At 50.3% G+C, this 22,664-nt stretch carries 19 protein-coding genes, 2 tRNA genes and 1 other RNA gene; 2 read left to right on the top strand and 20 right to left on the bottom strand.

From position 1 onward, the window contains the following. Positions 1 to 33: 33 nt before the first annotated feature. The 12 genes from AC1BI1_RS03525 to AC1BI1_RS03470 all read right to left on the bottom strand — a co-directional run bounded on the left by AC1BI1_RS03525 (position 34) and on the right by AC1BI1_RS03470 (position 15,172). The gene (locus AC1BI1_RS03525; RefSeq protein WP_476715878.1) at positions 34 to 687 is read right to left on the bottom strand and encodes a bifunctional 4-hydroxy-2-oxoglutarate aldolase/2-dehydro-3-deoxy-phosphogluconate aldolase; all 654 of its coding nucleotides are present in this window, start codon (positions 685 to 687) and stop codon (positions 34 to 36) included. 156 nt (positions 688 to 843) lie between these two features. After that, positions 844 to 2,337: a UxaA family hydrolase gene (locus AC1BI1_RS03520; RefSeq protein ID WP_476715877.1), complete on the bottom strand. Its 1,494-nt coding sequence runs from the start codon at positions 2,335 to 2,337 to the stop codon at positions 844 to 846. Positions 2,338 to 2,350: 13 nt separating this feature from the next. After that, the gene (locus AC1BI1_RS03515; RefSeq protein WP_476715876.1) at positions 2,351 to 3,874 is read right to left on the bottom strand and encodes a tagaturonate reductase; all 1,524 of its coding nucleotides are present in this window, start codon (positions 3,872 to 3,874) and stop codon (positions 2,351 to 2,353) included. A 102-nt stretch (positions 3,875 to 3,976) separates the two neighbouring features. Next, positions 3,977 to 4,792: a TIM barrel protein gene (locus AC1BI1_RS03510; RefSeq protein ID WP_476715875.1), complete on the bottom strand. Its 816-nt coding sequence runs from the start codon at positions 4,790 to 4,792 to the stop codon at positions 3,977 to 3,979. A gap of 3 nt (positions 4,793 to 4,795) precedes the next feature. Then, a complete protein-coding gene (gene iolG / locus AC1BI1_RS03505) occupies positions 4,796 to 5,824 on the bottom strand; it encodes an inositol 2-dehydrogenase (RefSeq protein WP_476715874.1) in 1,029 nt (342 codons plus the stop codon). A gap of 115 nt (positions 5,825 to 5,939) precedes the next feature. Then, positions 5,940 to 7,061, bottom strand: a complete 1,122-nt coding sequence (iolN, locus tag AC1BI1_RS03500; RefSeq protein ID WP_476715873.1) for a 3-dehydro-scyllo-inosose hydrolase — start codon at positions 7,059 to 7,061, stop codon at positions 5,940 to 5,942. Positions 7,062 to 7,174: 113 nt separating this feature from the next. Then, the gene (gene iolM, locus AC1BI1_RS03495; protein WP_476715991.1) at positions 7,175 to 8,362 is read right to left on the bottom strand and encodes a scyllo-inosose 3-dehydrogenase; all 1,188 of its coding nucleotides are present in this window, start codon (positions 8,360 to 8,362) and stop codon (positions 7,175 to 7,177) included. 143 nt (positions 8,363 to 8,505) lie between these two features. Further along, a complete protein-coding gene (locus AC1BI1_RS03490) occupies positions 8,506 to 9,468 on the bottom strand; it encodes a sugar ABC transporter substrate-binding protein (RefSeq protein WP_476715990.1) in 963 nt (320 codons plus the stop codon). Positions 9,469 to 9,593: 125 nt separating this feature from the next. Continuing rightward, complete coding sequence (locus AC1BI1_RS03485; protein WP_476715872.1) at positions 9,594 to 10,604, bottom strand: ABC transporter permease; 1,011 nt, start codon at positions 10,602 to 10,604, stop codon at positions 9,594 to 9,596. 2 nt (positions 10,605 to 10,606) lie between these two features. After that, positions 10,607 to 12,103 (bottom strand): sugar ABC transporter ATP-binding protein, encoded by a 1,497-nt coding sequence (locus AC1BI1_RS03480; protein WP_476715871.1) that lies wholly within the window; start codon positions 12,101 to 12,103, stop codon positions 10,607 to 10,609. A gap of 15 nt (positions 12,104 to 12,118) precedes the next feature. After that, positions 12,119 to 13,120: a LacI family DNA-binding transcriptional regulator gene (locus tag AC1BI1_RS03475; RefSeq protein WP_476715870.1), complete on the bottom strand. Its 1,002-nt coding sequence runs from the start codon at positions 13,118 to 13,120 to the stop codon at positions 12,119 to 12,121. Between the two features lie 219 nt (positions 13,121 to 13,339). Next, positions 13,340 to 15,172, bottom strand: coding sequence for an ArnT family glycosyltransferase (locus tag AC1BI1_RS03470; RefSeq protein WP_476715869.1), 1,833 nt, complete (start codon positions 15,170 to 15,172; stop codon positions 13,340 to 13,342). A gap of 367 nt (positions 15,173 to 15,539) precedes the next feature. Between AC1BI1_RS03470 and wrbA the strand changes: the two genes are divergently transcribed. After that, complete coding sequence (gene wrbA, locus AC1BI1_RS03465; protein WP_476715868.1) at positions 15,540 to 16,160, top strand: NAD(P)H:quinone oxidoreductase; 621 nt, start codon at positions 15,540 to 15,542, stop codon at positions 16,158 to 16,160. Between the two features lie 364 nt (positions 16,161 to 16,524). Here wrbA and rnpB read toward each other — a convergent pair. From rnpB to AC1BI1_RS03425, 8 genes are all read right to left on the bottom strand, one after another. Beyond that, positions 16,525 to 16,889, bottom strand: an RNA gene (gene rnpB / locus AC1BI1_RS03460) — RNase P RNA component class A. A 46-nt stretch (positions 16,890 to 16,935) separates the two neighbouring features. Then, positions 16,936 to 18,048: a Nif3-like dinuclear metal center hexameric protein gene (locus AC1BI1_RS03455; RefSeq protein ID WP_476715867.1), complete on the bottom strand. Its 1,113-nt coding sequence runs from the start codon at positions 18,046 to 18,048 to the stop codon at positions 16,936 to 16,938. Further along, entirely contained in the window at positions 18,024 to 18,728 is a 705-nt protein-coding gene (locus AC1BI1_RS03450; RefSeq protein WP_476715989.1) for a tRNA (adenine(22)-N(1))-methyltransferase, read from the bottom strand. The genes AC1BI1_RS03455 and AC1BI1_RS03450 overlap by 25 nt, the downstream gene beginning before the upstream one ends. 78 nt (positions 18,729 to 18,806) lie before the next feature. Then, positions 18,807 to 18,881: transfer RNA gene (locus tag AC1BI1_RS03445), tRNA-Ile, on the bottom strand. A 5-nt stretch (positions 18,882 to 18,886) separates the two neighbouring features. Further along, positions 18,887 to 18,961, bottom strand: a tRNA-Asn gene (locus tag AC1BI1_RS03440). A gap of 196 nt (positions 18,962 to 19,157) precedes the next feature. Beyond that, positions 19,158 to 20,168 (bottom strand): cytochrome d ubiquinol oxidase subunit II, encoded by a 1,011-nt coding sequence (gene cydB / locus AC1BI1_RS03435; RefSeq protein WP_476715866.1) that lies wholly within the window; start codon positions 20,166 to 20,168, stop codon positions 19,158 to 19,160. 42 nt (positions 20,169 to 20,210) lie between these two features. Further along, positions 20,211 to 21,581, bottom strand: a complete 1,371-nt coding sequence (locus AC1BI1_RS03430; RefSeq protein ID WP_476715865.1) for a cytochrome ubiquinol oxidase subunit I — start codon at positions 21,579 to 21,581, stop codon at positions 20,211 to 20,213. A 141-nt stretch (positions 21,582 to 21,722) separates the two neighbouring features. Further along, positions 21,723 to 22,166 carry an RrF2 family transcriptional regulator gene (locus tag AC1BI1_RS03425; RefSeq protein WP_476715988.1) on the bottom strand — a complete coding sequence of 148 codons (444 nt, stop codon included), beginning with the start codon at positions 22,164 to 22,166 and terminating at the stop codon, positions 21,723 to 21,725. A 290-nt stretch (positions 22,167 to 22,456) separates the two neighbouring features. On the opposite strand from AC1BI1_RS03425, the gene AC1BI1_RS03420 reads away from it, so the two are divergent. Then, entirely contained in the window at positions 22,457 to 22,621 is a 165-nt protein-coding gene (locus tag AC1BI1_RS03420; protein ID WP_476715864.1) for a hypothetical protein, read from the top strand. Positions 22,622 to 22,664 lie beyond the last annotated feature (43 nt).

Raw genomic sequence — 22,664 nt, 5'->3', positions numbered from 1 at the left:
GCCTCCCCCAGCGAAAACCGGGGATATTTCAGGTCAGGAAGCAGCTTGCTGGCGCGCCTTTCTTATAGCCTCTACAAACTTCCTGGCCGTCTCCGTTACCAGTGCATAGTTCCCAGTTTTAGCTCCTTTGGTCAGCTCTCCTCCCACACCTACCGCCTCGCAGCCAGCCTTAATCCATTCCGCTACATTTTCCAGGTTAACTCCACCCGTAGGAATAAGGGGTGCTTGCGGCAGAGGGCCTTTAATAGCTTTAATTACTTCCGGTCCAAAAACGCTCCCGGGGAAGAATTTAACAAAATCCCCACCTGCTTCCATAACCTCCACCACTTCGCGTATGGACATGGCTCCCGGCATGCTCACCTTCTGGTAGCGGTTGCACATCTTGACCATATCCACATTTAGGCTGGGGCTCACCAAAAATTCCGCTCCGGCCAGTATGGCCAGCCGGGCCGTCTCCGCATCCAGCACGGTGCCCGCCCCAATGAGAATTTCCCCCTTCCGGTAAGTGGCGGCCAGCTCGCGTATGACCTCTACCGCCCCCGGTACCGTCATGGTGATCTCAATGGCCTCCACCCCTCCGGCCTTGACCGCCTCCGCAATTTGCAACGCCTGTTCAGGGTTCTCCGCCCGCACGACCGCCACAATACCGCACTGGATAATACGCTGCATGGTCTGTAGCTTTTTCATGTGGTTAAATCACCTCTGGTTCATATTATAAAACTATGGTTTACTATATGATAATAATTCGCCACGGCTGGCCAAATCCCTCTTATCTCCACCCCCTAAATCGCAATTTTTGTTGTCAAGTCTGCCAGAATGCCTTTAATTCATTGAGGGACGACGTCACAAAGTAACTCCCGTTTTAAAAATAGCTATTTCCCGGGAACCCATCTCTTCGTTGCAAGTGCGCTTCCGACCCGCAGCCACCGCCATAATAAGCTCCCACAGCTCCTCTGTTAATTGGTCCAAGGTTTTCCCCGTCAATAGGGGACCCGCATCAAAATCTATCCAGGCCTTTTTGCGCTGATAGAGCTGGCTATTGGAAGAGATTTTCAGAGTGGGCACGCAGGTGCCCAGGGGTGTCCCCCGGCCGGTGGTAAAAAGGATTAACTGGCAGCCGGCCGCTGCCAGGGCTGTGGAGGATACCAGATCGTTACCCGGCGCACTCAAAAGGTTAAGGCCCTTTTTCTGGCATCTTTCCCCGTAGGCCAGCACGTCTACCACCGGAGCCGTGCCCCCCTTCTGCACGCAGCCCAGGGATTTTTCTTCCAGAGTGGTGATTCCTCCTTCTTTGTTGCCGGGTGAGGGGTTCTCGTACACTGGCTGGCCGTGATCTAAATAATATTTTTTCCAGCCATTGATTAATTCCACTATTTGCTGAAAAACCCCCTGGTCCCTAGCCCTACCCATAAGTATCGTTTCTGCACCGAACATCTCCGGTACTTCGGTAAGGACTGCTGTTCCCCCGCAGGCCACCAGCCGGTCGGCCACCTTCCCCACCAGCGGATTGGCGGTGATACCCGAGAAGGCATCCGACCCGCCGCACTTAAGGCCTATTTTAAGCTCACCCACCGGGCAAAGTTGGCGCCGGAAAGTAGACGCATACTCTGCCAGTTCTTGTAGAAGTGTTAGACCCTGGGCCAGTTCATCTTCCGCTTCCTGGGCTACTAAGAATCTAATCCGCCTGGTATCCTTTTCCCCTATTACCTGTTGGAACTCATGAAGGTTGTTGTTCTCGCAGCCCAGCCCTAACACCAATACACCGCCGGCGTTGGGGTGAAGGCATAAAGAAGCCAGTAGCCGCTGAGTATTGCGATGGTCTTCCCCCAATTGGGAACAGCCATAGGGGTGCTTAAGGGCATAAAAGCCATCCACTCCGGGAATGTCACCCAAACGCTCCTGTGCCAGGCGAGCCAGATTCTCTGCCAGCTGGTTAACGCAACCTACTGTCGGTATAATCCAGATTTCGTTGCGCACTCCCACCTGGCCGTCGTTCCGCCGGAAGCCCGGGAAAAAGATTGCCTCTTCTTCCGGGGGCACAACTGAAGCTAGGGGCCGGTAACTGTACTCCTGGAGGCTTTCAAGCTTGCTCTGCAAATTGTGGCTGTGCACCCATTGACCTCGCTGAATGGGAACTGTAGCCCTGCCAATGGGAAAACCGTATTTTATGATGTCTGTTCCTGCCCGTATATCTGCTAGGGCAAACTTGTGCCCGGCCTTAATGGCTTCCTGCAAACAGATCTCGTACCCGCTTACCGTGACCCTCTCACCTGCAGGAATAAGGGTTAAGGCTACGGCCACATTATCCTTTTCATTCAACTGTAAAACCTTATTCATATTCTCCTCACTCTCAGTTTAAGACTTTTTCCAGGGCTCGCTCAATTCCCTGGTTTATAATCGTTTCTAGATGCTGAGCCAAAAGCTGGGTGAGGCCGGCAATAGTAGTTAAGTCCTGGCCCCAAATTCTCTCCCGGCGGAGAATAAAATTTGCCACCTCTTTTGTACTTTCAGCCGTCCCCCGGTATCTCTGCCAGGCGGCCTGCCAGAAAGCCAGAGCCTCCGGGTCATCTTCCAGGGTAAAGCTACCCTTCCCGCGGTGTCCCAAGAAGTTCCGATCCTGTACTTGTCCATCCTTGAACAAAAACGCTAGGGCCGCCAGGGAGAAAATTAACCTTGAAGGTAAGGACCGTTTCCGGTCAATATAGTCCAGGATAGAGGGCAAAACCCGGGTTTTATATTTAGCCGTAGTATTGAGGAGGATGCTCTGCCAGTAGTGGACAATATAAGGATTATGAAAGCGTTCCAGGACTTCTTCAGCAAAATCTCGGAGCACATCGGGGTCGCCTTCTAAGGAAGGAAGGATCTCCTTAAAAATGGTCTCCTGCATGAAACGGCCCAAGAGAGGGTGTTCCACTGCTTCCCTTACTGTATCAATCCCCCACAAAAAGGCGGGTGCAGCCGTAGTCGTGTGAATTCCATTTAAAACGCGAACCTTCCTGGTGCGATAAGGTGTGAGGTCATCGGTCCAGACGACGTTGAGCCCGGCCCGGTGGAAAGGCAATTTATCTTTTACCCAAGCTGGGCCTTCAATCACCCAGAGATGAAAGAGCTCTCCCACTACCATCAGGTCGTCCTGATAACCCAGCTCTTGGCTTAGCTGAACGGCTTTGTCGCGAGGGTAACCAGGTACTACGCGATCAACGAGAGTGTTGAGAAAAAGGTTGGATTTGTCAATCCATTCCCGGAAGCCGGGTGATAGTCCCCACTCCTCGGCCAACTGCAAAACTATTCTCTTGAGGTTATCCCCGTTACGGTCGATAAGTTCACAGGGAAGAAGGATCACTCCTTTATCGGGATTACCATTAAAGTGTTGGTATCGCTGGTAGAGAAAAGCCGTCAGTTTACCGGGGAAAGAACGGGGAGGCTTAAAATCTAAGTTGTCTCCAGGGTCATAGGCGATACCGGCTTCTGTGGTGTTGGAAATAATAAACTGGATTTCAGGGTTGGTGGCGCATTCCAGTACAGCATCCCATTCTTTATACGGGTTAAGTCCCCGGCTGACGGAAGTTATTATCTCTCTATGTTCTATTACTTTACCTTCCCGGTAACCGTATAAGAAGAGAGTATAGAGGCCGTCTTGCTGGTTTAACTTTTCTACCAGGCCCTGGGGCAAAGGCTGGACCACTACCACACGGCCCTTAAATAAACCTTCTTGGTTTAGCCGGTGAATCATCCAGTCTACAAAGGCTCGTAAAAAATTACCTTCGCCAAACTGGATTACCCGCTCCGGAAAACTAGAGCTATCAGAGCCTACTTTAAGGTTAGGGGGAAAAGGAAAGTTATTGTACAGCAGGGTTTTATTCAACGCCCGCACTTTTTTCTCCTCCCTTCTAGAATCCTATTTTCTAAGATCCATGGTGGGTGGCTGCTTCTTGCGGGTCGGGACGCCGTGAAACCAACCAATGACCTTTCCGTACTAGATTCCCGCCAGCAATCTTTTAATATATTTTAAAGCCCCCGCTGCCGCTTCTTCAGGAGAAGGATAGGGCAAACACTCCAGGGCGATATACCCGTTATAAGCAATGTCCCTTAAAGCAATGATTATTTCTTTAAAATCGATATGTCCCCGACCCGGGTAAAGCCTGTTGCTATCCGCAAAATGAACATGGCCCAGGGCTTCCCCCGCCTTTTTTATGCTCTCGCTAAAATCTGCTTCTTCAATATTCATGTGGAAGGTATCCAGATGGAGCTTCAGGTAAGGCGAATTAAACCGGGCCAGGAAATCTAGCACCTCTTCTGCCGTATTCATGAAATTGGTCTCGTAGCGATTAATGGCTTCTAAGAAAAGTTTCACCCTGCATTCTTTAGCCTTTTCGAGGCAAATCCCTAAACCTTCTACTGCATATCCTTCATATTTCTTAAACTGTCTGGTTTCGCCAATCACCCCCCTCATGGATCCGATTATTACCCCAGCTCCCAAAAAGGAGGCTACCTGAATATGGCCTAACAGCCGCTTTACCGCTTCCTGCCTTACCTGGGCGTCTGGGTGGGTAAGGCTTAATTTATCCATCACATATCCTAACCCCGTCCCCAGAGTGGAGACAGTCAGCCCTTCCTCCCGGCAAACCTTTAAAATCTGTTCTATCTCCAGTTCCCGAGGGTCTCTTACGTGGATCTCTACAGCATCATATCCCAGGGCAGCAGCCTTTCTAAGGCTATCAACATAAGGCCCCCTCAGGACAAAGGGGGCAGATTCAGGAACATTTTGGGCGATGGATAGGCTTATTTTCATTTCTTATAAACCTCCACCAGAGGGGGAATTTATGGGGATGGGCCTGCCTTCGGCCAAAGACCTATTAGCCGCCAGGCCAATAAGTACTGGCTGCAAGCCGTCAATACCTGTAACGGGCGGTTCTTTATCGTTTAGTAGACAGTCTACAAAGACTTTTATTTCTTCTATATAAGCCTCCCGGTACCTTTCGATAAAGAAGTTTTGGAGTTTGTCGCTTAGGAAGCCCTCTTCCGTGCTTAAAATCGTATGGGTTAGAGGATCATTTCCTACCAGTATACACCCCTTAGACCCCAAAACCTCTATCCGCTGGTCATAACCATAAACAGATTGGCGGCTATTATCGATGACTCCCAGGGCGCCGTTAGCAAATTTTAAGGTAACAATGGCCGTATCGATATCTCCCACTTCACCAATAGCTTTATCCACCATCACCCCACCTGCGGCATACACCTCTGTCACTTCGCTCCGCGACAGGTATCTGACCATGTCGAAGTCGTGAATGGTCATATCCAGGAAGAGCCCGCCAGAGACTTTTATATACTCCAGGGGAGGAGGTGCAGGATCCCGGGAGGTTATCTTTATAACACGTATATCGCCGATCTTCCCTTGGCCTATCAGGTCATAAGCTTTTTTAAAGCTAGGGTCAAAACGGCGCTGAAAGCCAATTTGGAGCTTGACCCCTGCCTTTTCCACCTCCTTCAGGGCTTCTTCGATCCGCTTTAAGTCGAAATCTATGGGCTTTTCGCAGAAGATGTGCTTGCCAGCCCGCGCAGCCTGTATTATCAAGGCCGAGTGGGTATCCGTGGAAGAGCAGATTAAGACAGCATCGATGGCTTCCTCTTCCATGATCTTTTGACTGTCGCTAAAAACGTGCTTGATACCCAGACTATAGGCCCAATCTTTTATCCTATCGCTATAAAGATCGGCTACAGCCACGATTTCCGCGTCCGGGACATTAAACCGTATATTTTCCGCATGTACCCTCCCGATGCGGCCAGCGCCGATAAGACCCACTTTTATCTTCTTAGCCATACATTGCCTTCCCCCTGGCTTAAAAGTTGATTTCTCTGAAACATCCAGTTGCCCGGAGGCTGGCGCCGGCTCCTTATGGATAGCGCCAGCCTCCCTGGTACTGGAGGCAGCAAGATTACAGCTTGTGGAAGGGCCCTATCAGGGGCATTTCATACACAGACTTCCAGCCTTCGCTCAAAGGCTCTTTCAGGAAAGGCCGCATTTCTTCCTCGGTTCGCAAGGTTACCTTCTCTACCGGCGGCACAGTACCGGGCGGAAAGGCTTCCAGTATCTGGTCGTGTAACAGAGTAAGGTATTTTAAAATTGCCGCTACAGGCCGCTTAGCCTTCTTGGCAGAAGCCAGGCTGGGTTTGCCCACCACTCCCTGGGGAGTAGCCGCCCGCTCGATGGCCATATGTCCTTCGCCTTCGGACCACCGATGGGGGCGCCTGAAGGGATCCACGGCCGTATCGAAATGACCGACGGGCAGGAAACTTTCCCCTTGGGCGTCCTCCACCACGCTCATATCTATCATACCTGGGAAAAGAAGAAGAGCTATGGAAGTCTCTGCTTCGTCAGCGTGGACAAAATGAGTCTCCAGGCTGTCTTCCCTCTCCACGGGGAAGAAGAATTCCCTGATAGCCCGGTGCCAGTCCACTACCTGGAAAATACCTGGCAGGTGGAACCTCTTCATAAACTCATGGATAGCGGATTCGAGCATCCATAAATGACCGTGGTTGTTAACCAGGATAATCTTACGGAACCCGTCATTCCAGAGGCCCAGCATAGTATATATAATAGTTTCCTCTACCACTTCCTTGGGCATAATGACCGTTCCCGGCATACCCACATGGTGATAGGGGTGCCCACCATAATTCAAAGGTGGGAAGGCCAGGCTCACTTCCCTTCCCTGCTTGGCTGTATAGCGGCGCACACCTTCCAAAATCTGGGTTACCATGAAGGTATCCAAACCGCTGTTAGCGTGAAGGCCGTGATTTTCCGTACAGCCGATAGGTACAAAGACGATATCGTTCTTCTTGCGTTTTTCAATTACCTTAGCCCGGGGAGTATTCTGGATATACGTGCCGGGTTTGCCCAGCTCAGGTTCCGAAGGGATCTCGTACTCTTTTAAGATAGCATCGATCTCTTCTTCTGAGGCATCCCAGATTTGTTTCTTGAGCCGGCCCACGGTATTGTCTTCAAAGACAATGGCCGGGTGCTCAGTCAAAAGCCAGCCCTTAACTGCCTTCTGCTCCATAAATTTATCAACTCCTCCCTAAAGCTGCTGATACTTCCTGAAATATGACCCATGCCGGGGTGCGGGTGCGCCGGATTGGGAGTCCGGCGCCCCAGCATCTCCTTCTCACTTACCTATTCCATAACACAGGTTATCTTGCATTCCTTCCTATCCGTCCGCAGCGACACCAGGTTTTCCGGGACTTCCTCGAGCTTTATCTTCTTGGTGATCATGGGCGTCATGTCCATGCCAGCGGCCATGCTCTCGATAACCCGCGGGAAGGTGCCATGGCCGGAATGACCTTGAGCACCTATAATCTGGGCCCGCCTCACCTGGAGCACCTCGCCGGTAACCGGCATCTTGGCGTCCGCCCTGGCCACGACAATCACCCTGGCATTTAGGGTTCTGCCTTCCCAGACCACTTGCTCGATCTGGGGATATACTACAGTCGGCAGTCCAGTGGCCTCCAAATAGAGGGCTGCTCCATACCCGTCAGTCAGCTCCAATACCCTTTGTACAAAGTCCTCTTTTAGAGGATTTATGACATAATCAGCTCCCATTTTGAGGCCCAGCTCGGCCCTGGCTGGCTCAGGCTCCGACAAAATCACCCTGGCCGCACCCTGACGTTTCAGTATAGCGCAGGCGGCAATGCCTACTGGTCCTCCTCCACAGATAACCACGTTATCGCCAGGCCTTATACCGCCACCGCTCCTCTCTATCACGGCGTTATAGGCTACAGAGGTGGGTTCTACTAAGCTTCCCGCCAGGAACAGATCCAAACCCTTATACCGGGATTTCAAAGGCTCCAAGCTCCATACCAAGCGAGCTGGTACCTTCACATACTTGGCAAACCCACCATCTACGTTGAATCCCAGCTCATCCAGCCGTTCACAATGATTGGGATAGCCATCGGCGCAAGGCTGGCAGGAACCGCACCATACCATCTCTTCGGTGCACACTTCTTCGCCACCCTTGAAGGGCTTATTGGTCCGCTTATCATAAGCTCCTGGACCTGCCTCTACCACTACCCCGGAGATTTCATGTCCTAATACCACGGGAAAACCTGTAAGCCCTGGGTAAAGGATATACCCTTCCTCATCCGGCTGGGCCATATGCACATCGCTACCACAGATACCGCAAGCCTTTACCTCGATCACCACCTCACCCGGGCCCGGTTTGGGTATTTCCTTCTCTTCAATAACTACCCTGGGGTTCCGCCACACTCGGCTACCCAAGTAGGTCTGCTTCCCCTCGATGTCTTTAGCCCCCAGCTTGAAGCCTGGCCGGGGATCCCAGTCGGCATGGAGAACTACGCAACGCATGGTGGACATGAAAGTAACTACCTCCTTTGGATTGTTTAGGGCTTAGTGTTCAGCCTTTTGGTAAGCGCTTTCAAGAGAATTGTTGAAAACCGCCACAATCCTGGAAAGATCCAGGACTGTGGCAGTGATCAGCCAAAAGTTTTTTATTTCTTGCCCAAGATCTTGGCCAACTTGTCCATCTCTTCCTGCACATTTTCCTTAGTTATAACCTTAGTACCCGTATCGATCCTCTTCTCTACGCTTTCCCCTTTAGCAGCCTTTACAGCAGCCTCTACACCCATATAGCCAATATTGTACGGGTTCTGCGCTATGGAAGCGGTGAGCTTGCCCTCTTTAATCGACTTCAAGGCATCAGGTGAACCGTCAAAGCCTACCACTATGATGTTCTTTTTGGCCGCCTCAATAGCCCTTAAGGCGCCTAAAGCCATTTCATCATTGGTGGCAAATACGCCCTGAATATCCGGATTGGCCTGGAGGATATTCTCCATTACTGACATACCCATCTGGCGTTCGCTGTTGGCCGGCTGGATGGTAACCACTTCTAATCCTTGAGCTTTAAGAACTTCTACTGCACCGTTGGCCCGCTCGTCATGAGTCGGATCGCCCAAAGCACCGCGAAGGATAGCTATCTTGGCGCCCTTACCCAACTTTTGGGCCAAAAATTCACCCGCTTGCTTACCGCCTACGTAGTTACCAGTACCTACGAAGGAGACCTTGTCCTGCCAGGGAGCATCGGTATCTATTAAAACTACCGGTATCTTTTGGGCCTTAGCCCGCTCAAAGGCAGGTATGGCCGAGCTGGGCTGGCTGGGAGCTACAGCTAGAGCAGATACTTTCTTGGTAATCTGGTCCTCAATCATAGATACCTGTTCGGTTACTTGGGTCTCCGCAGCAGGCCCTAATACGGTAACATCTACCCCTAATTTAGCCCCTGCATCTTTAGCTCCAGCCTCCACCAAATGCCAGTAATCGCTATTGAGGGCTTTTACTATAACAGCTACCCGAATTTTGCCGCTGGCCTGTGTCTCCTGCTTAGACGCCTCCTTCCCGCCGCCTTGGGAACTCTGCCCTTTGCTACCGCCACAGCCAGCCAATACGAAAACCATGGCTGCTACCAAAAGGACAATGGCCAACAACTTCCTACGCACGAAGCAGACCTCCTTTAAAATTTTAGTGAAAGTAGTAATTGGGGAAAAATTGATGTAAGGACCTTAAGCTCTACTTACTTGCCTCACCTCCTCCCTTTATTTATCGCCCGCTGGCGCAACACATCGACATAGACAGCGCCGATAATAACAGCGCCTATAGCCACAGTCTGGAGATCAGCAGAAACTCCCAGTAAGTTTAACCCGTTGCGCAGAACAGCCATAATAAGGGCTCCCACCAGGGTGCCCCACACAGTACCTACCCCTCCGAAGAAACTAGCCCCGCCAATAATCACTGCTGCGATGGCATCTAGCTCATACCCCAGGCCGGCCAAGGGATAGGCCGCATTGACCCGGCCTATCAGCACCAGCCCCGCCACGGCTGCCATAAAACCGCTTAGGGTATAAACTATCACCAGAACCTTTTCTACCGGGACACCTGATAACCGTGCTGCCTCAGGGTTACCGCCTACGGCGTAGATGTAGCGGCCCGTAGTGGTACGTGTAAGGAAGAGGTGAAAGATGATGAATACTACGAGGACCAGGATAAAGCTAACTGGGATAGGTCCCCAAAAGGCAGCCCCCAAGAACTGAACGGAAAAGGGGAAGCCCGAGATAGGAGTAGCACCGGTGACAATTAATGCTAATCCCCGGGCAATATTCATGGTGCCCAAGGTGGAGATAAAGGGATGGGGGAGATGTAATTTAGTAAGCAAAATGCCGTTCATAAAGCCCAAAAAAGCGCCCAGGGACAGACCTGCCAATACTCCTATGAAAGGGCTTACATGTAACTTTACAATAAGGATAGCCATTACCACGGTGGACAGGGCCAGGACTGAACCCACAGAGAGGTCGATCCCTGCTGTCAAGATTGTAAGGAGCATCCCTACAGAGATAAGACTGTTTATAGCCGACTGACGGGCAATGTTCATCAGGTTATTGAGGGTCAAAAAGTCAGGTGATAATACGGTTAATACGGCACTTAAGAGGATCAGCCCCAATAAGGCACCCAGGCTATATAGCAAGTCCTTCCAGTTCTTACCTTCTGCCTGGATGTCCGGCTCCTTAACCGCTTTTTCGCTAACTGTTTTAAGCATCTTTAATAACCTCCCGTTGCCGCCCTCATTATCTTTTCTTGAGTGGCTTCTTCCCTTAAAAACTCCCCGGTAATCCGCCCCTCACTCATCACCAAGATGCGGTCGCTCATGCCCAGTATTTCGGGCAACTCGGAGGAAATCATTATAACGGCCGCACCATTTTGGAGCAGTTGGTTTATGAGGTTATATACCTCTACTTTAGCCCCCACATCAATACCCCGGGTAGGCTCGTCGAAGATGAAGATTTTAGCTCGGGTGCATAACCACTTAGCCAGAACCACCTTTTGCTGGTTACCCCCGCTGAGTTCCCGCGCTTTTCTCCGTACATCTAGGGGCTTCACTTTAAGCTCCCGGGCTAGCTGTTCGGCAGCCTTAAATTGCCGCCTTATATCTAGCCAGCCCCACCGTCTAAATTGCTTAAGTCCCGCCAAGGTGATATTGAAGGCCAAACTTTCTCCCAGGATAAGGCCCTGGGTCTTCCTGTCCTCCGTCAAAAAGGCCAGTCCGCATCGAATAGCGTTCTCCGGGCATTTTATATCTATCCTATGCCCGTAAATGAAGATGCTGCCTTTACGTAAAGGGTCGACCCCGAAAATGGCCCGCGCGAGTTCCGTCCTTCCCGCCCCAACCAGCCCAGCGATTCCTAAGACCTCACCTTCATAGGCTGAAAAGCTAACCCCTTTTAATCCCGTATCTGTCCATATATCATCTACCCGCAAAGCCTCCTGGCCGCGCTGGACGCTAATCTTGGGAAATTTCTCCTTCAGGGTCCTGCCGACCATCAACTTAATCAATTCTTCAATGTCAAACTCTCCCCGCTGCAAAGTGGCCACTTTCCGGCCGTCCCTTAGCACCGTAACCCGGTCAGCAATTTGGCGTATCTCCTCTAGCTTGTGGGATACAAAGATTATGGCTATACCCTTTTCTTTTAACTGCCTGACTACCCGGAAAAGCTCGGCTACTTCCTTCTCGCTTAAGCTCGAAGTAGGCTCATCCATGATCACCAGTCGAGCATTTAGAGAAAGGGCTTTGGCTATCTCTACCATTTGCTGCTTGCCCAGCCCTAAATCTTTAACTTTAGCATTAGGGGAAACCTGGCAACCTAGCTCCTTAAGTAGGGCGGCGCTCCTAACATAGCGCTCTTTTAAATTTATAACCCTCAAGGCGAGAATGCTCTGGGGTTCCCGGCCCAGAAAAATGTTTTCTGCCACACTTAAATGAGGAATTAGATTTAATTCTTGGTAAATGCACGAAATACCTAGTTGCAGAGCTTCTCTGGGGTTTCTAATATTTGCCTCTTTTCCATCAATAATGATCTGCCCGGCGTCCTTTTGGTAAGCGCCGGTTAAAATCTTGATTAAAGTAGACTTGCCTGCCCCATTTTCTCCTAGCAGCACGTGAATTTCTCCGGGATAAATATCTAAATCAACGTTATCTAAAGCCACTACTCCCGGAAAGCGCTTACAGATTCCTTTAAGCACCAGGAAGGGTTGCTGCATTTTAAGACCACTCCCTTACCCGCCATAAGACTTAGTAGAGCTTCTCACTACTAATTTGGTCGGCAATATTATTTTCTTTGCTATCTCTTCCTTATTGCGTATTCTATTTATCAATCTCGTCATGGCCATCTTGCCCATCTGACGCATCGGCTGGGCCACACTAGTTAAAGGGGGTTCAGCAATAGCAGCAAATACCGTATTATCGAAACCCAGAACCGAAACCTCCTGGGGGATACTTAGGCCCAATTCTTTCAGTGCTCTTATTACCCCTATGGCCAGCACATCGTTAGCAGCGAAAATGGCCGAGGGCCTCGCTTGGGGATAAAAAGCCTTCACCACCTCAAAGGCATCTTCCAAGGTTTTAAGGCCAGTTATGATTAACCCCTCTTCTACCGGTAAGCCGGCTTCTTGTAAAGCCGTTTCATACCCTGCCTGGCGCTCTCGGGTGGACTTGATGTTTAATGGCTCTCCTACAAAGGCAATGGTGCGGTGGCCCAAGCTGATTAAGTATTTAACACCTTCATAAGCCCCTTGAAAATTGTTGGCTAGAACAACATCTACTTCAACGCCTTCGACTTCACGGGCAATTAACACTATAGGAAATTGCTTTTCTTTTAACATCAAAATATTTTGGTTGACTATTTCTGAGGTAGCAAAAATTATGCCATCTACACTTTTCTGTAAAAGAAGGTTGACGTATTTAGTCTCTTTTTCTGGATCATTATCAGTATTGCATATGATTATATTAAAACCGAATTTATTGGCTGTATCCTCTACCCCTCGCGTTATCTCCGCAAAAAAGGGGTTAGAAATATCGGGAATAAGCAGGCCTACCGTATAAGTATTTTTCTTCATAAGTGCTGCAGCCAGCAAGTTGGGAGCATAATTTAGCTCGTGCATGGCCTGCAAAACCTTTTCCCTCGTCTTTTCCGCTACAAAGGGGTAACCGTTAATCACCCGCGAGACAGTAGCTATAGATACACCTGCCGCTTTGGCCACGTCGTAAATAGTGGTCAAAATATTTCACTCCATTGGAAGCGCTTACAACTGTTTGCTAAATATAATATTCGCCGTTGAAAGGAGAAATCCTTCTGCTTCAAACAAATTATTTTTTTCACTTATCTCACAAACTGTTAGTACTAAATATTCTTATAAGCACAATTAATCGCCTGCCTTAAGCCAGTTCTTTCCCCCTGTTTGAATTTATACCTGGCAACAATCCGAGCAGGGATCTAGTTACCGCTTGACCTGATAGACACTGATTTGTTCCCCTCGCATATAAAGAGCCAATAAATCAGGTAGTAAATGTGCCCAGTGTTCGTAATCGCCGAAGCGCTGATTTACAACGACAAAATCTACTCCATGGCGCTGGATGGCCTCACGCCAGGAGGCAGCCGAATTGCCGTCTACCAAATGTACTTCATGGCGCAGGCCGCCGTAAAGGGGATAAATCCAGGCCATGGGCGTATAGCCTATGCGGCTAGGTGGTAAATCGTCCACCCAGGCATAATCTTTAAAGTATATCCGACCAAAGGTGCGGTGGGTACTATCCAGCCGTAGAGCCATGGGGAGCTTATCTAAGGTTTCTGTCAGGGTCAAACCCGTGGCTACTACCAGATTAAGGATTAATATAGACACCACTATGATCTTCATTATCCTAGTATGGAGACGGTCATACACCCAGGCGAAGGCCGCCAGTCCTATCGGTACTACATAAATTATGTAACGGGGCCACCAGGCGGCCGGTTGGATGGCTAAGAGCAGAACTGTTAGACCAGTCATCCAGAGTCCTGGAGCATGACGGCGGCGCAAGGCGTAAAGCGTAAAAGGTAATAGGGCTGGAAGGGCAAGGGACGCCCAAACCGGACCCAGCCCACGGGTACGGGAATAATAGTTATACGATTCATCACCCAGTTCTAGCCACGAACAAAGAATATTGAGTATGATATTACGGCCCTGGTAGACGGCGGGTGTGTTATGGTGCATAAAGAGCTGAGAGACACTACCCATACCAGGTAGCTCCCAGCCCCATAACTTGACTTGAACGGGATAGATAGGATTGCCGTAAAACCACCAAGTACGTAGGTACCAAAAAGATCCGGTGGACAACAGACCTAAAAAGGCCACCGCTGCCTGCAACCCCAGCGCACGGCCACATAGTTGCCCGCGCCGGTATTGCCATAAGCCATAGCCCAGAGCGGCCAGGGCAAAAAGGCCAGCGAAAGCAAGGCCTGGGGATTTGATGCCCATCATCAGCCCTAAAACCAAACCCAAAATCAGGGCATAGCCAAGGCTACGCTGCTCCTGCCACCTTAACAGCATGTAGATTGCGGTGGCTACCATGGAACCAAAGGCGGCATCCACATAGGCTACCCGCAGTTGTATCAAAACCATGGGCGTTAATAGGAAAAGCATGGCAGCCAGGATCGAGGATTCCCTACGGGCGCCGGCTAGTTTGCTCAGGCCAAAGGTGGTGAGGGCACCAATTAAAACATAGGGAAGCTGGGCAGCATCGGCCAGGAGATCGTTACCAATTAGAATCATGCTCCATAGGGCACTGAGCTCAGCGTTGAGAGGATAAGCATTGGCCCAGTTGTAGGCCACACTGAAATCCAAGGCCAATTGATTGGGATCAACCCTACTGGGATCATAATCTTGCCACAGACTGGCCTCAGGCAACCTAGTAATTGCGCCCTGTTTAATCCAGGCGGCCATGGGAGTAAGATGATACCAGATTTCATCCCAGGCAAAAGGTGGAAGATAAATCCAGCCTACAAACAAGGCCGCCAGGCTAAGGACCAGGATGAAGCCGACAACTGTTAGCAGGACGTGGTGGTGGGAAATCGGGCCAAAGATTTGAGGAGGTTTTTTTATTTTGAACTCTAACCCGCCATGAACTAATATACCCAGGCCCAGCCAGGCCAGAGCTGCAAATAAAACAGTCCAGCGGTTAAGCTGCCTTAAACCGGCACCAAGCAAAAGAAGGATCAACACCTGGGCGGACAGGGATAACACCCCAGCCGCTAGCAAGCGATCAGTAATCGATTTTGTCCCAAATCGATTAACCATCAACCAAGACCCGGTTACAATTGCCAACGTCCCAATTATTAACCCCAACACCTTGGCTAGCTCCGTAATTTTACATAGCTAGAGATATCACTACAGGTTCGCTTTCCATAGCTTGGTGGGCAGGTAAGTTTAATTTTATTATTGCCCTACCGCTTTAATAGTATATCCAACCTCTACTCGTTAAAGGCTCCCTGCCATTTATGCTTTTCAGTGTTAAGACTCCTCTGTATTGTTACCCATCTCCTGAGATCTCTGCAGGCGGCCTGTCAAAAAGCCAGAGCCTCGGCTCTGCAACTATTTGATTAAGAAAGCCAGTTTGGGTGCATAATAATCGTGGGCTTAATGTTTTTACGAGGAGCTGATCTTTGTGGCCGGTGAGACAAAGATTTTGGTAGTTTTCTACAGCCTTTATGGCAGTACGGCTAAACTTGCCCGAGCCGTAGGGGCCGGGGTGACGGAAGTACCCGGCTGTACCGCCGTCTTGAGGCGGGTACCAGAAACCATGCCCCGGGAAACCCTACAGCAACTGGAGCAATCGGCAGCTTATCAACGAGCTCAGAAGGAAATGCAGGACATTCCTTTAGCCACCCTGGAAGACCTTCAGGATGTCGATGGGGTAATCTTCGGCAGCCCTAGTCACTTTGGTAATGCCGCGGCCCAGTTAAAACAATTTATTGATTCCACTGTCCCTCTATGGGTTAAAGGTCAACTTGTCGGTAAAGTCGGGGGCGTCTTCTGCACTTCGGGCAGCCTTCACGGGGGTAACGAGGGCACCCTTATTTCCATGCTCCTGCCCCTGCTCCACCACGGCATGATTATCGTTGGCCGGACCTACGAAGATTATAGCCTGGCCAACGCTGGAACTCCCTATGGGGCTTCCGCCACTTCCGGTCCCAATCATGACCAGCCGCCCACGGATCAAGACCTGATCATCGCCCGTTCCCTGGGCAAACGCATCGCTTTGGTGGCCCAGAAGCTAAAGGGGTAATCGAATCGGAAGGAACGGCCAGCCCCCCGTCCTTTTACCTATAAAGGGCAACATTAACCCTATCCTTGGTTCTTAATATCCGCCACGAGCGCGGCTATCGGCGTACGTTATCAGGAGAAACAAAGCCTAAACACTTCTTTAACTTCCTTAGCAGAATTTCCCTCCGCCCCTTGCCGATCCGGCTCTTCGGCCTTGCTGTCGTAGGAAAATACAGCTATAGGCAATACCTTCTTCTGATGCTTTTCGTAAAGCTGGCAACACTGGCCTGCATAATGAGGACGGTTAAATGGCCCAATCAGTGAAACATAACTCGACTCAGTTAGCCATAACTCCGGCCAGTAGTCCCTAACCAACGAAAAAAGGACAATTGAGCAAACCTGTAAGCCGAGTTCTGTCGAGGATGGTCATCTATCTAGGATGCCAGTTGCCTGGCACCTCCAGCGACCTTACCCGGGGACGGAGCGGGCCACTCCATTGTCCCCCTATTCGGTCTTGCTCCGGGTGGGGTTTACCTAGCCGGTTAGTCGCCTAACCGCTGGTGAGCTCTTACCTCACCTTTCCACCCTTACCCCAGGGGCAGAGGTTAAATACCTTTCTCCCCTGAGGCGGTCTGTTTCTGTGGCACTATCCTTAGGGTTGCCCCCACTGGGTGTTACCCAGCACCCTGCCCTGTGGAGCTCGGACTTTCCTCAGGAGTGAGGACACTCCTGCGACCATCCGGTTTACTCAATTATCCTATGTAGGCATAATTATTTTACCACACTTCCTGCCCCAATTACAACAGCCGCCACGGTTCCCTTTCCTTTTGGGCTGCCAGTACCATAACTTCCCGGTCCTGCAATTCCTCCTGTAAATATTGGACCAGGGCCGGAACAATAACCCTTTCGGTGGCAAAATGTCCGGCATCGATAAGGGCCAGTCCCAATTCCAAAGCACGCCGGGCCTCGTGATATTTAACATCTCCTGTTACCAGTACTTCAGCCCCTTTAGCCTTAGCCGTCTCTATCATATCGCTGCCGGCCCCGCCGCATACCGCTACCTTCTTTATTTTACGCTCGGAGTCGCCTACCACAACTACTCTTTCTACCCCCAGCTCCTTTTTAACCGTGAGGGCCAATTCCTGCAGGCTTATAGGTTGAGGCAGCTGGCCTAAGCGCCCTGCTCCCTGGGCCGGACCTTCGTTGGCCAGCGGATAAATATCATAAGCCACTTCTTCATAAGGGTGAGCTTTAAGTAAAGCCTGCAAGACTTCGGGCAGGCGCTCCCGCGGCAAAATCGTCTCTAGCCGGTATTCTTTAACTTCCTCTAGCTTGCCTTCCTGGCCGATATAAGGGTTAGTTCCAGCCAAGGGCAAAAAGGTTCCCGTACCCGGGGTACGGAAAGTGCAATGAGAATAGTTACCTATCCAGCCTGCACCGGCGGCACAGATGGCTTCCCGGACCTGGCTCTCGGCTTCTGCCGGGACGAAGGTTATCAACTTATAATATCGTTCCTGGTATGTAGGTTTGAGAATCTCGATATCTTCCAGCCCTAGCTTGACTGCGAGGTGATAGCTCACACCCAGGGCAGCAAAGTCTAAGTTGGTGTGGGCACTATACACCATAATATCTTCTTGTACCAAGCGCCGGACCAGTGCTCCCTGGCCACAATCAAAGCGCAAGCTTTTCCACGGCCGGAAAAAGAGGGGATGATGGCTGATAATTAAGTTGACACTTCGGCTACTTGCTTCTTCCACTACTTCAGGCGTAACATCCAAAGCCACCAGGATGCGCCGCACTTCCTTTTCCGGATCGCCCAGTAGTAAACCTACATTATCCCACTCAGCAGCCAGTTCCGGTGGGGCCAGGGTTTCCATGATAGCCATTATTTCGCGGCATTTGGCAGGCATGCCATTACCTCCTGTAAAGCTTTAATCTTTTCCACAATCTCACGGCAGCGCGCTATCGCTTCCGGCCGCTGGCTCTGCATCAGACTTTCCTTCACCCGGTGCAACTTTTTTATACGTTCTGCCAGGTAACCGGCCAGCAGAGGATGACCCTTCGCCAGAAGTAACGGGCCAACCTCCCATTCCCACGAGCTAAAGGGCGGGCTTTCGCCGTGCTCCCAGGCAAAAATTATATAGTACCTACCCTTATCCAGCACCAGTTCCTCGTCTACCAGCTGCCAACCGGCACCCGCCAGCCAGCGCCTTAAAGCCATATGATCCCCCTGCGGTTGCAATATCAAACGCCTTGTAGTTTTTAGTATTTCCGGAGAAGCAGAAAGTATAGCCTGGATAGTATTAGCCCCTAACCCGGCAATGGTAATAACCTCTACCTCTCCCGGTCTTAAAGGTTTAAGCCCCCACCCCAGGCGGATATCGATCAAGTGGCTTAGGCCGGCTGCGGCCACATTAGCCAAGGCATTCTGGTAAGGCCGGTACCGGCTTTCCACACCTACCGCTTTGGGTGAGTGCCCCCGCCCGACCAAATAAATAGGGAGGTAAGCATGATCGGTCCCGATATCCGCAAAAGCTTTGCCGCCGGGGACCATGGCTGCCACCCCCTGTAAGCGGGAGGAAAGCTCTATGTCACGGCGAGAATTAAAAAAGGTCAGCAGTCACGGTCACCTCCCGACCTCCGACTCTGACCTTCCCTTAAGCATAATTGGTGGGCCCACTAGGATTCGAACCTAGAACCAACGGATTATGAGTCCGCTGCTCTGCCGTTGAGCTATGGGCCCTCTTTTGGCTCCCCGGGCAGGACTCGAACCTGCAACCACTCGGTTAACAGCCGAGCGCTCTACCATTGAGCTACCGAGGAAAGCCACCGCTATTAATTATACGACAGACTGCGTCTCAGGTCAACCCCTTGGCGCCTCCCCTGCAAAAAGTGGGGATGCGCCAGCTTGGCGGTCTGAGCAACTTAAAGCTTTTTGGAATATCTCCACTATCCCCTGGATAACTCGCCCAAAAATGTAAAGCTTGTGAACGAAACTATGGCCCATTACCCCCCTTATTTAATAGCTCTCTTCTATTTCTTCAGCTTTACCCCGGAACACGTAATAAACGTAAGCGGTATAAAGGAGAACTATGGGTACCCCCAGCACCGCTATGATAAACATAGTCTTCAAAGTAAGGGGCGAGGAGGAAGCATTGTAAATCGTCAAATTAAGTGCAGGATCAGTAGCAAAAACCAGGTTGGGATACATACCCGCGGCCATGGTAGCCACCATACCTGCCAAACTCAGGGAGGAACCCACAAAGGCAGTCAGAGCTTTCTCCCGCCGCAAGGCCCCATAAGTAACCACCAGGCCCACCCATAGCAAAAGAGGGAAAACATAAATAACCGGTGTTTTAGTGTAGTTGGCAAAAAGGTGCCTAGCTTCTATGGTGGAATAGAGGGTGGCCAAAAGGTACAGGCCTAACAAGGCCCACCAGGCCGACCCGCCGATGGTCCGAGCCCGCTGGTAAATCTCCCCTTTGGTCTTAACCATGGCGTAAGTCGCTCCCTGCAGAATAAAGGCGGCTAGGCCTACCAGCCCTAAGAGCAAGGAATAAGGGTTAAGAAGGGTCCAAAAAGTACCCGCATAATTTTGCCCTGCATCCAGGGGGATTCCTCTGGCCACATTCCCTACCGCTACCCCGAAGAGGAGGGCGGGTAGCAGGCTTCCTAGAAAGAAGGCCAGATCCAGGAGTTCTTTCTTTTCGGCGAGTTTGTTGCGGTATTCTATGGCCACAGCCCGGAGGATTAGGGCAAAAAGTACTAACATTAAGGCCAGGTAAAAGCCGCTGAAAACCGTGGCATACACCAAGGGAAAGGCAGCAAAGAGAGCTCCTCCCCCTGTAAGCAACCACACTTCGTTCCCATCCCAAAAAGGTCCCAGGGCGGTAAGAAGTACTCGTCTTTCCTTGTCCTCTCTAGCCAGCCAGGGATAAAGGACCCCTACTCCTAAATCGAATCCATCTAAAACAGCGTATCCGGCCAGTAAGACCATTACTAAAATAAACCAAATGGTATTTAAAGTCATCCAGGCTCCCCCTTTCTATTGTGCTCCGTTATTCTGTATCCTTTATCTCACTCCATAAGAACCATGTACTCCAGTTACCCCACCAACTTTTAATTGCTCCTTGACCCCTGGGCCCATACCGTAGCCCTTGACCTCGCGGAACATAAGGAACAAGAAAATACCAAATAAGATAACGTAGAAAACGGTAAAAGCTACCAGAGTAGTGAATACCTGACTAGCCGGTAAAGGCGAAACTGCTTGCGCGGTCTTAAGCAATCCGTATACTATCCAGGGTTGCCGGCCTACCTCGGTAACCAGCCACCCTAGCTGGCTGGCCACATAGGGTATAGGTATAGAGTAAAGGAGCACCTTTAAGAAAGAGGAACGGGCGGTAAGCTGACCGCGTAACCACAAGTAAGCACCCCAGAGCATTACTCCAGCCAAATATAGCCCTAAAAGGACCATAAGCCGATAAGCGAAAAAGAGTGGTGTGACAGGTGGCCGGAGTTCTGGGGGGAATTCCTTTAAACCCTGGATCGTTCCCTGGGTGTCGCCGTGCACTAGCCAGCTTAGCATCCCGGGAAGCCCTACCTCCAAAGTGTTCCTCTCGCTGGCCGGATCCGGGAGGGCAAAAAGAAGCAGGGGTGCAGCCTCTCTAGTTTCCCACTGGGCTTCAAAGGCTGCCAGTTTGGCGGGTTGGGTATAGGCTACTTGCTGGGCATGGTTATGGCCCAACAGGATCTGGAGCAAGGTAAAGATGAGCCCGAAAGTGAAGGCCAATTTCAGGGAAGGCACCGCCATATCCTCGTTTTTCTTCTTAAGCAGGTAATAAGCACTGATACCTGTAACGAAGAAAGCTGCAGTTATATAGGACGCGGCAATGGTGTGCAAGAAACGGGGGACTGTAGAAGGATTAAACACGGCTTCCACAAAGCTGGTTAACACGGCCCGGCCGCCCTCTATTTGATACCCAGCCGGAGTCTGCTGCCAGGAGTTGGCGGCCAGAATCCAGAAAGCAGAGAGATTAGTGCCCAGGGCTACCATTAAAGCTGCGAAAAAGCGCATAAAAAGAGAAATCCGGTCCCTTCCGAAGAGGAGCAATCCGATGAAGGTAGATTCCAGGAAGAAGGCAAAAACCCCTTCCGCCGCCAGGGGAGCTCCAAATATATCGCCTACAAAGCGAGAATAATTGGCCCAATTGGTTCCGAATTGAAATTCTAAAGTTATACCGCTAGCTACACCGATGGCAAAATTTATAGCCAATAGCTTGGTCCAAAAGCGGGCCATCTTATCCCAGACAGGATCCCGGCTCCGCCAATAACGGTACTCCATTATAGCGATGAGCACCGCTAGCCCGATGGTGAGGGGGACATAAAGGAAATGAAAGGCTGACGTCAAGGCAAACTGAATGCGGGAGAGGGTAAGGGTATTCATTATTTTTTTACCTCCCTAATATAAAAGTATACTAATTAAGTATACTTTCGGGGTGAAAATAAAGTAGTATTAACCTAAAAAATTGAACTCTTGACCTAAAAACCAATATCGCCCAAAATTTTACTTTATGATTGTGCTTACTTATATAAATTCTTGAGCATCTTGGGTATCCCGCCTACTTTTATGAAGCAGCTCAGCCAAGGAAACGGAATCTAAAAGTTCGTTTACTACCTTTTGCACCGTAGAGAGGGTTTCATGCACAGGACAAAAATTGGCCCACTTCTTAGAACAATATTCAGGATCTACTAAGCACCGGTTGATTTCTATTGGACCTTCTACAGCCTGTATCACATCCAAAAGGGTTATTTTATCTGGCGGGCGTGCTAAGCGATACCCCCCCTTTGCTCCCCTTACGGCTTCTACGAGTTTAGCCTTTATCAAGGAGCGAAAGATCTTAAGAAGAAATCTTAACGGGATGGCTTCTTCCCGGGCAATGGTTTCCGCGTCTACCACCTCCCCTACCTTTATCCTAGCCAGGTGTAGGGTTGCCCTTAAAGCATAATCCGTAGCTTGAGTTAAGCGGATATTTTATTCACCTTCCCCTTCAAGGTAGGCTGGAGTGTGAATTCCGGAGGACAACGCTATTCTTTCGGACTTGGTGAAACAACCTTCCCAAGGCCCCGGAACGTAAGGCCCGTCCAGTAAAGTATACCACAATAGTATACTTTCTACCAATATAGTAACACCTGCGCTGGCTGCTGTCAATAACTAAAAAAGGCTCTATGTCACCGGACTGTGATATTGTCATAACCGTAAGCGCACTGAGAAGAGGTCAGTATGAGATTAGAAACTTTTTGAGCTAAAAAGAAGCTAAAATGGTCTACGTTATGGAACGGATCTTAGCCCGAAAGCTCGCCGTCCGGGAGGCAGCAGAGCTTATTGAATTAAGTGAACGCCAGATATTCATGTTCCGCCTCAAGGGAGGAAGGAAAAAAGAAGACATTGCCAAGGAATTTCAAGAAATCGCCGGAACGTGTTAATCTTATGCATGGGGGCACTCCTTTCTTGCAGAGGTTTGTGTTA

The organism is Thermanaeromonas sp. DSM 22490, assembly GCF_056378755.1.
Note: the sequence above shows the minus strand (reverse complement) of the source record. Positions and strands in the feature narration are given on the sequence as shown.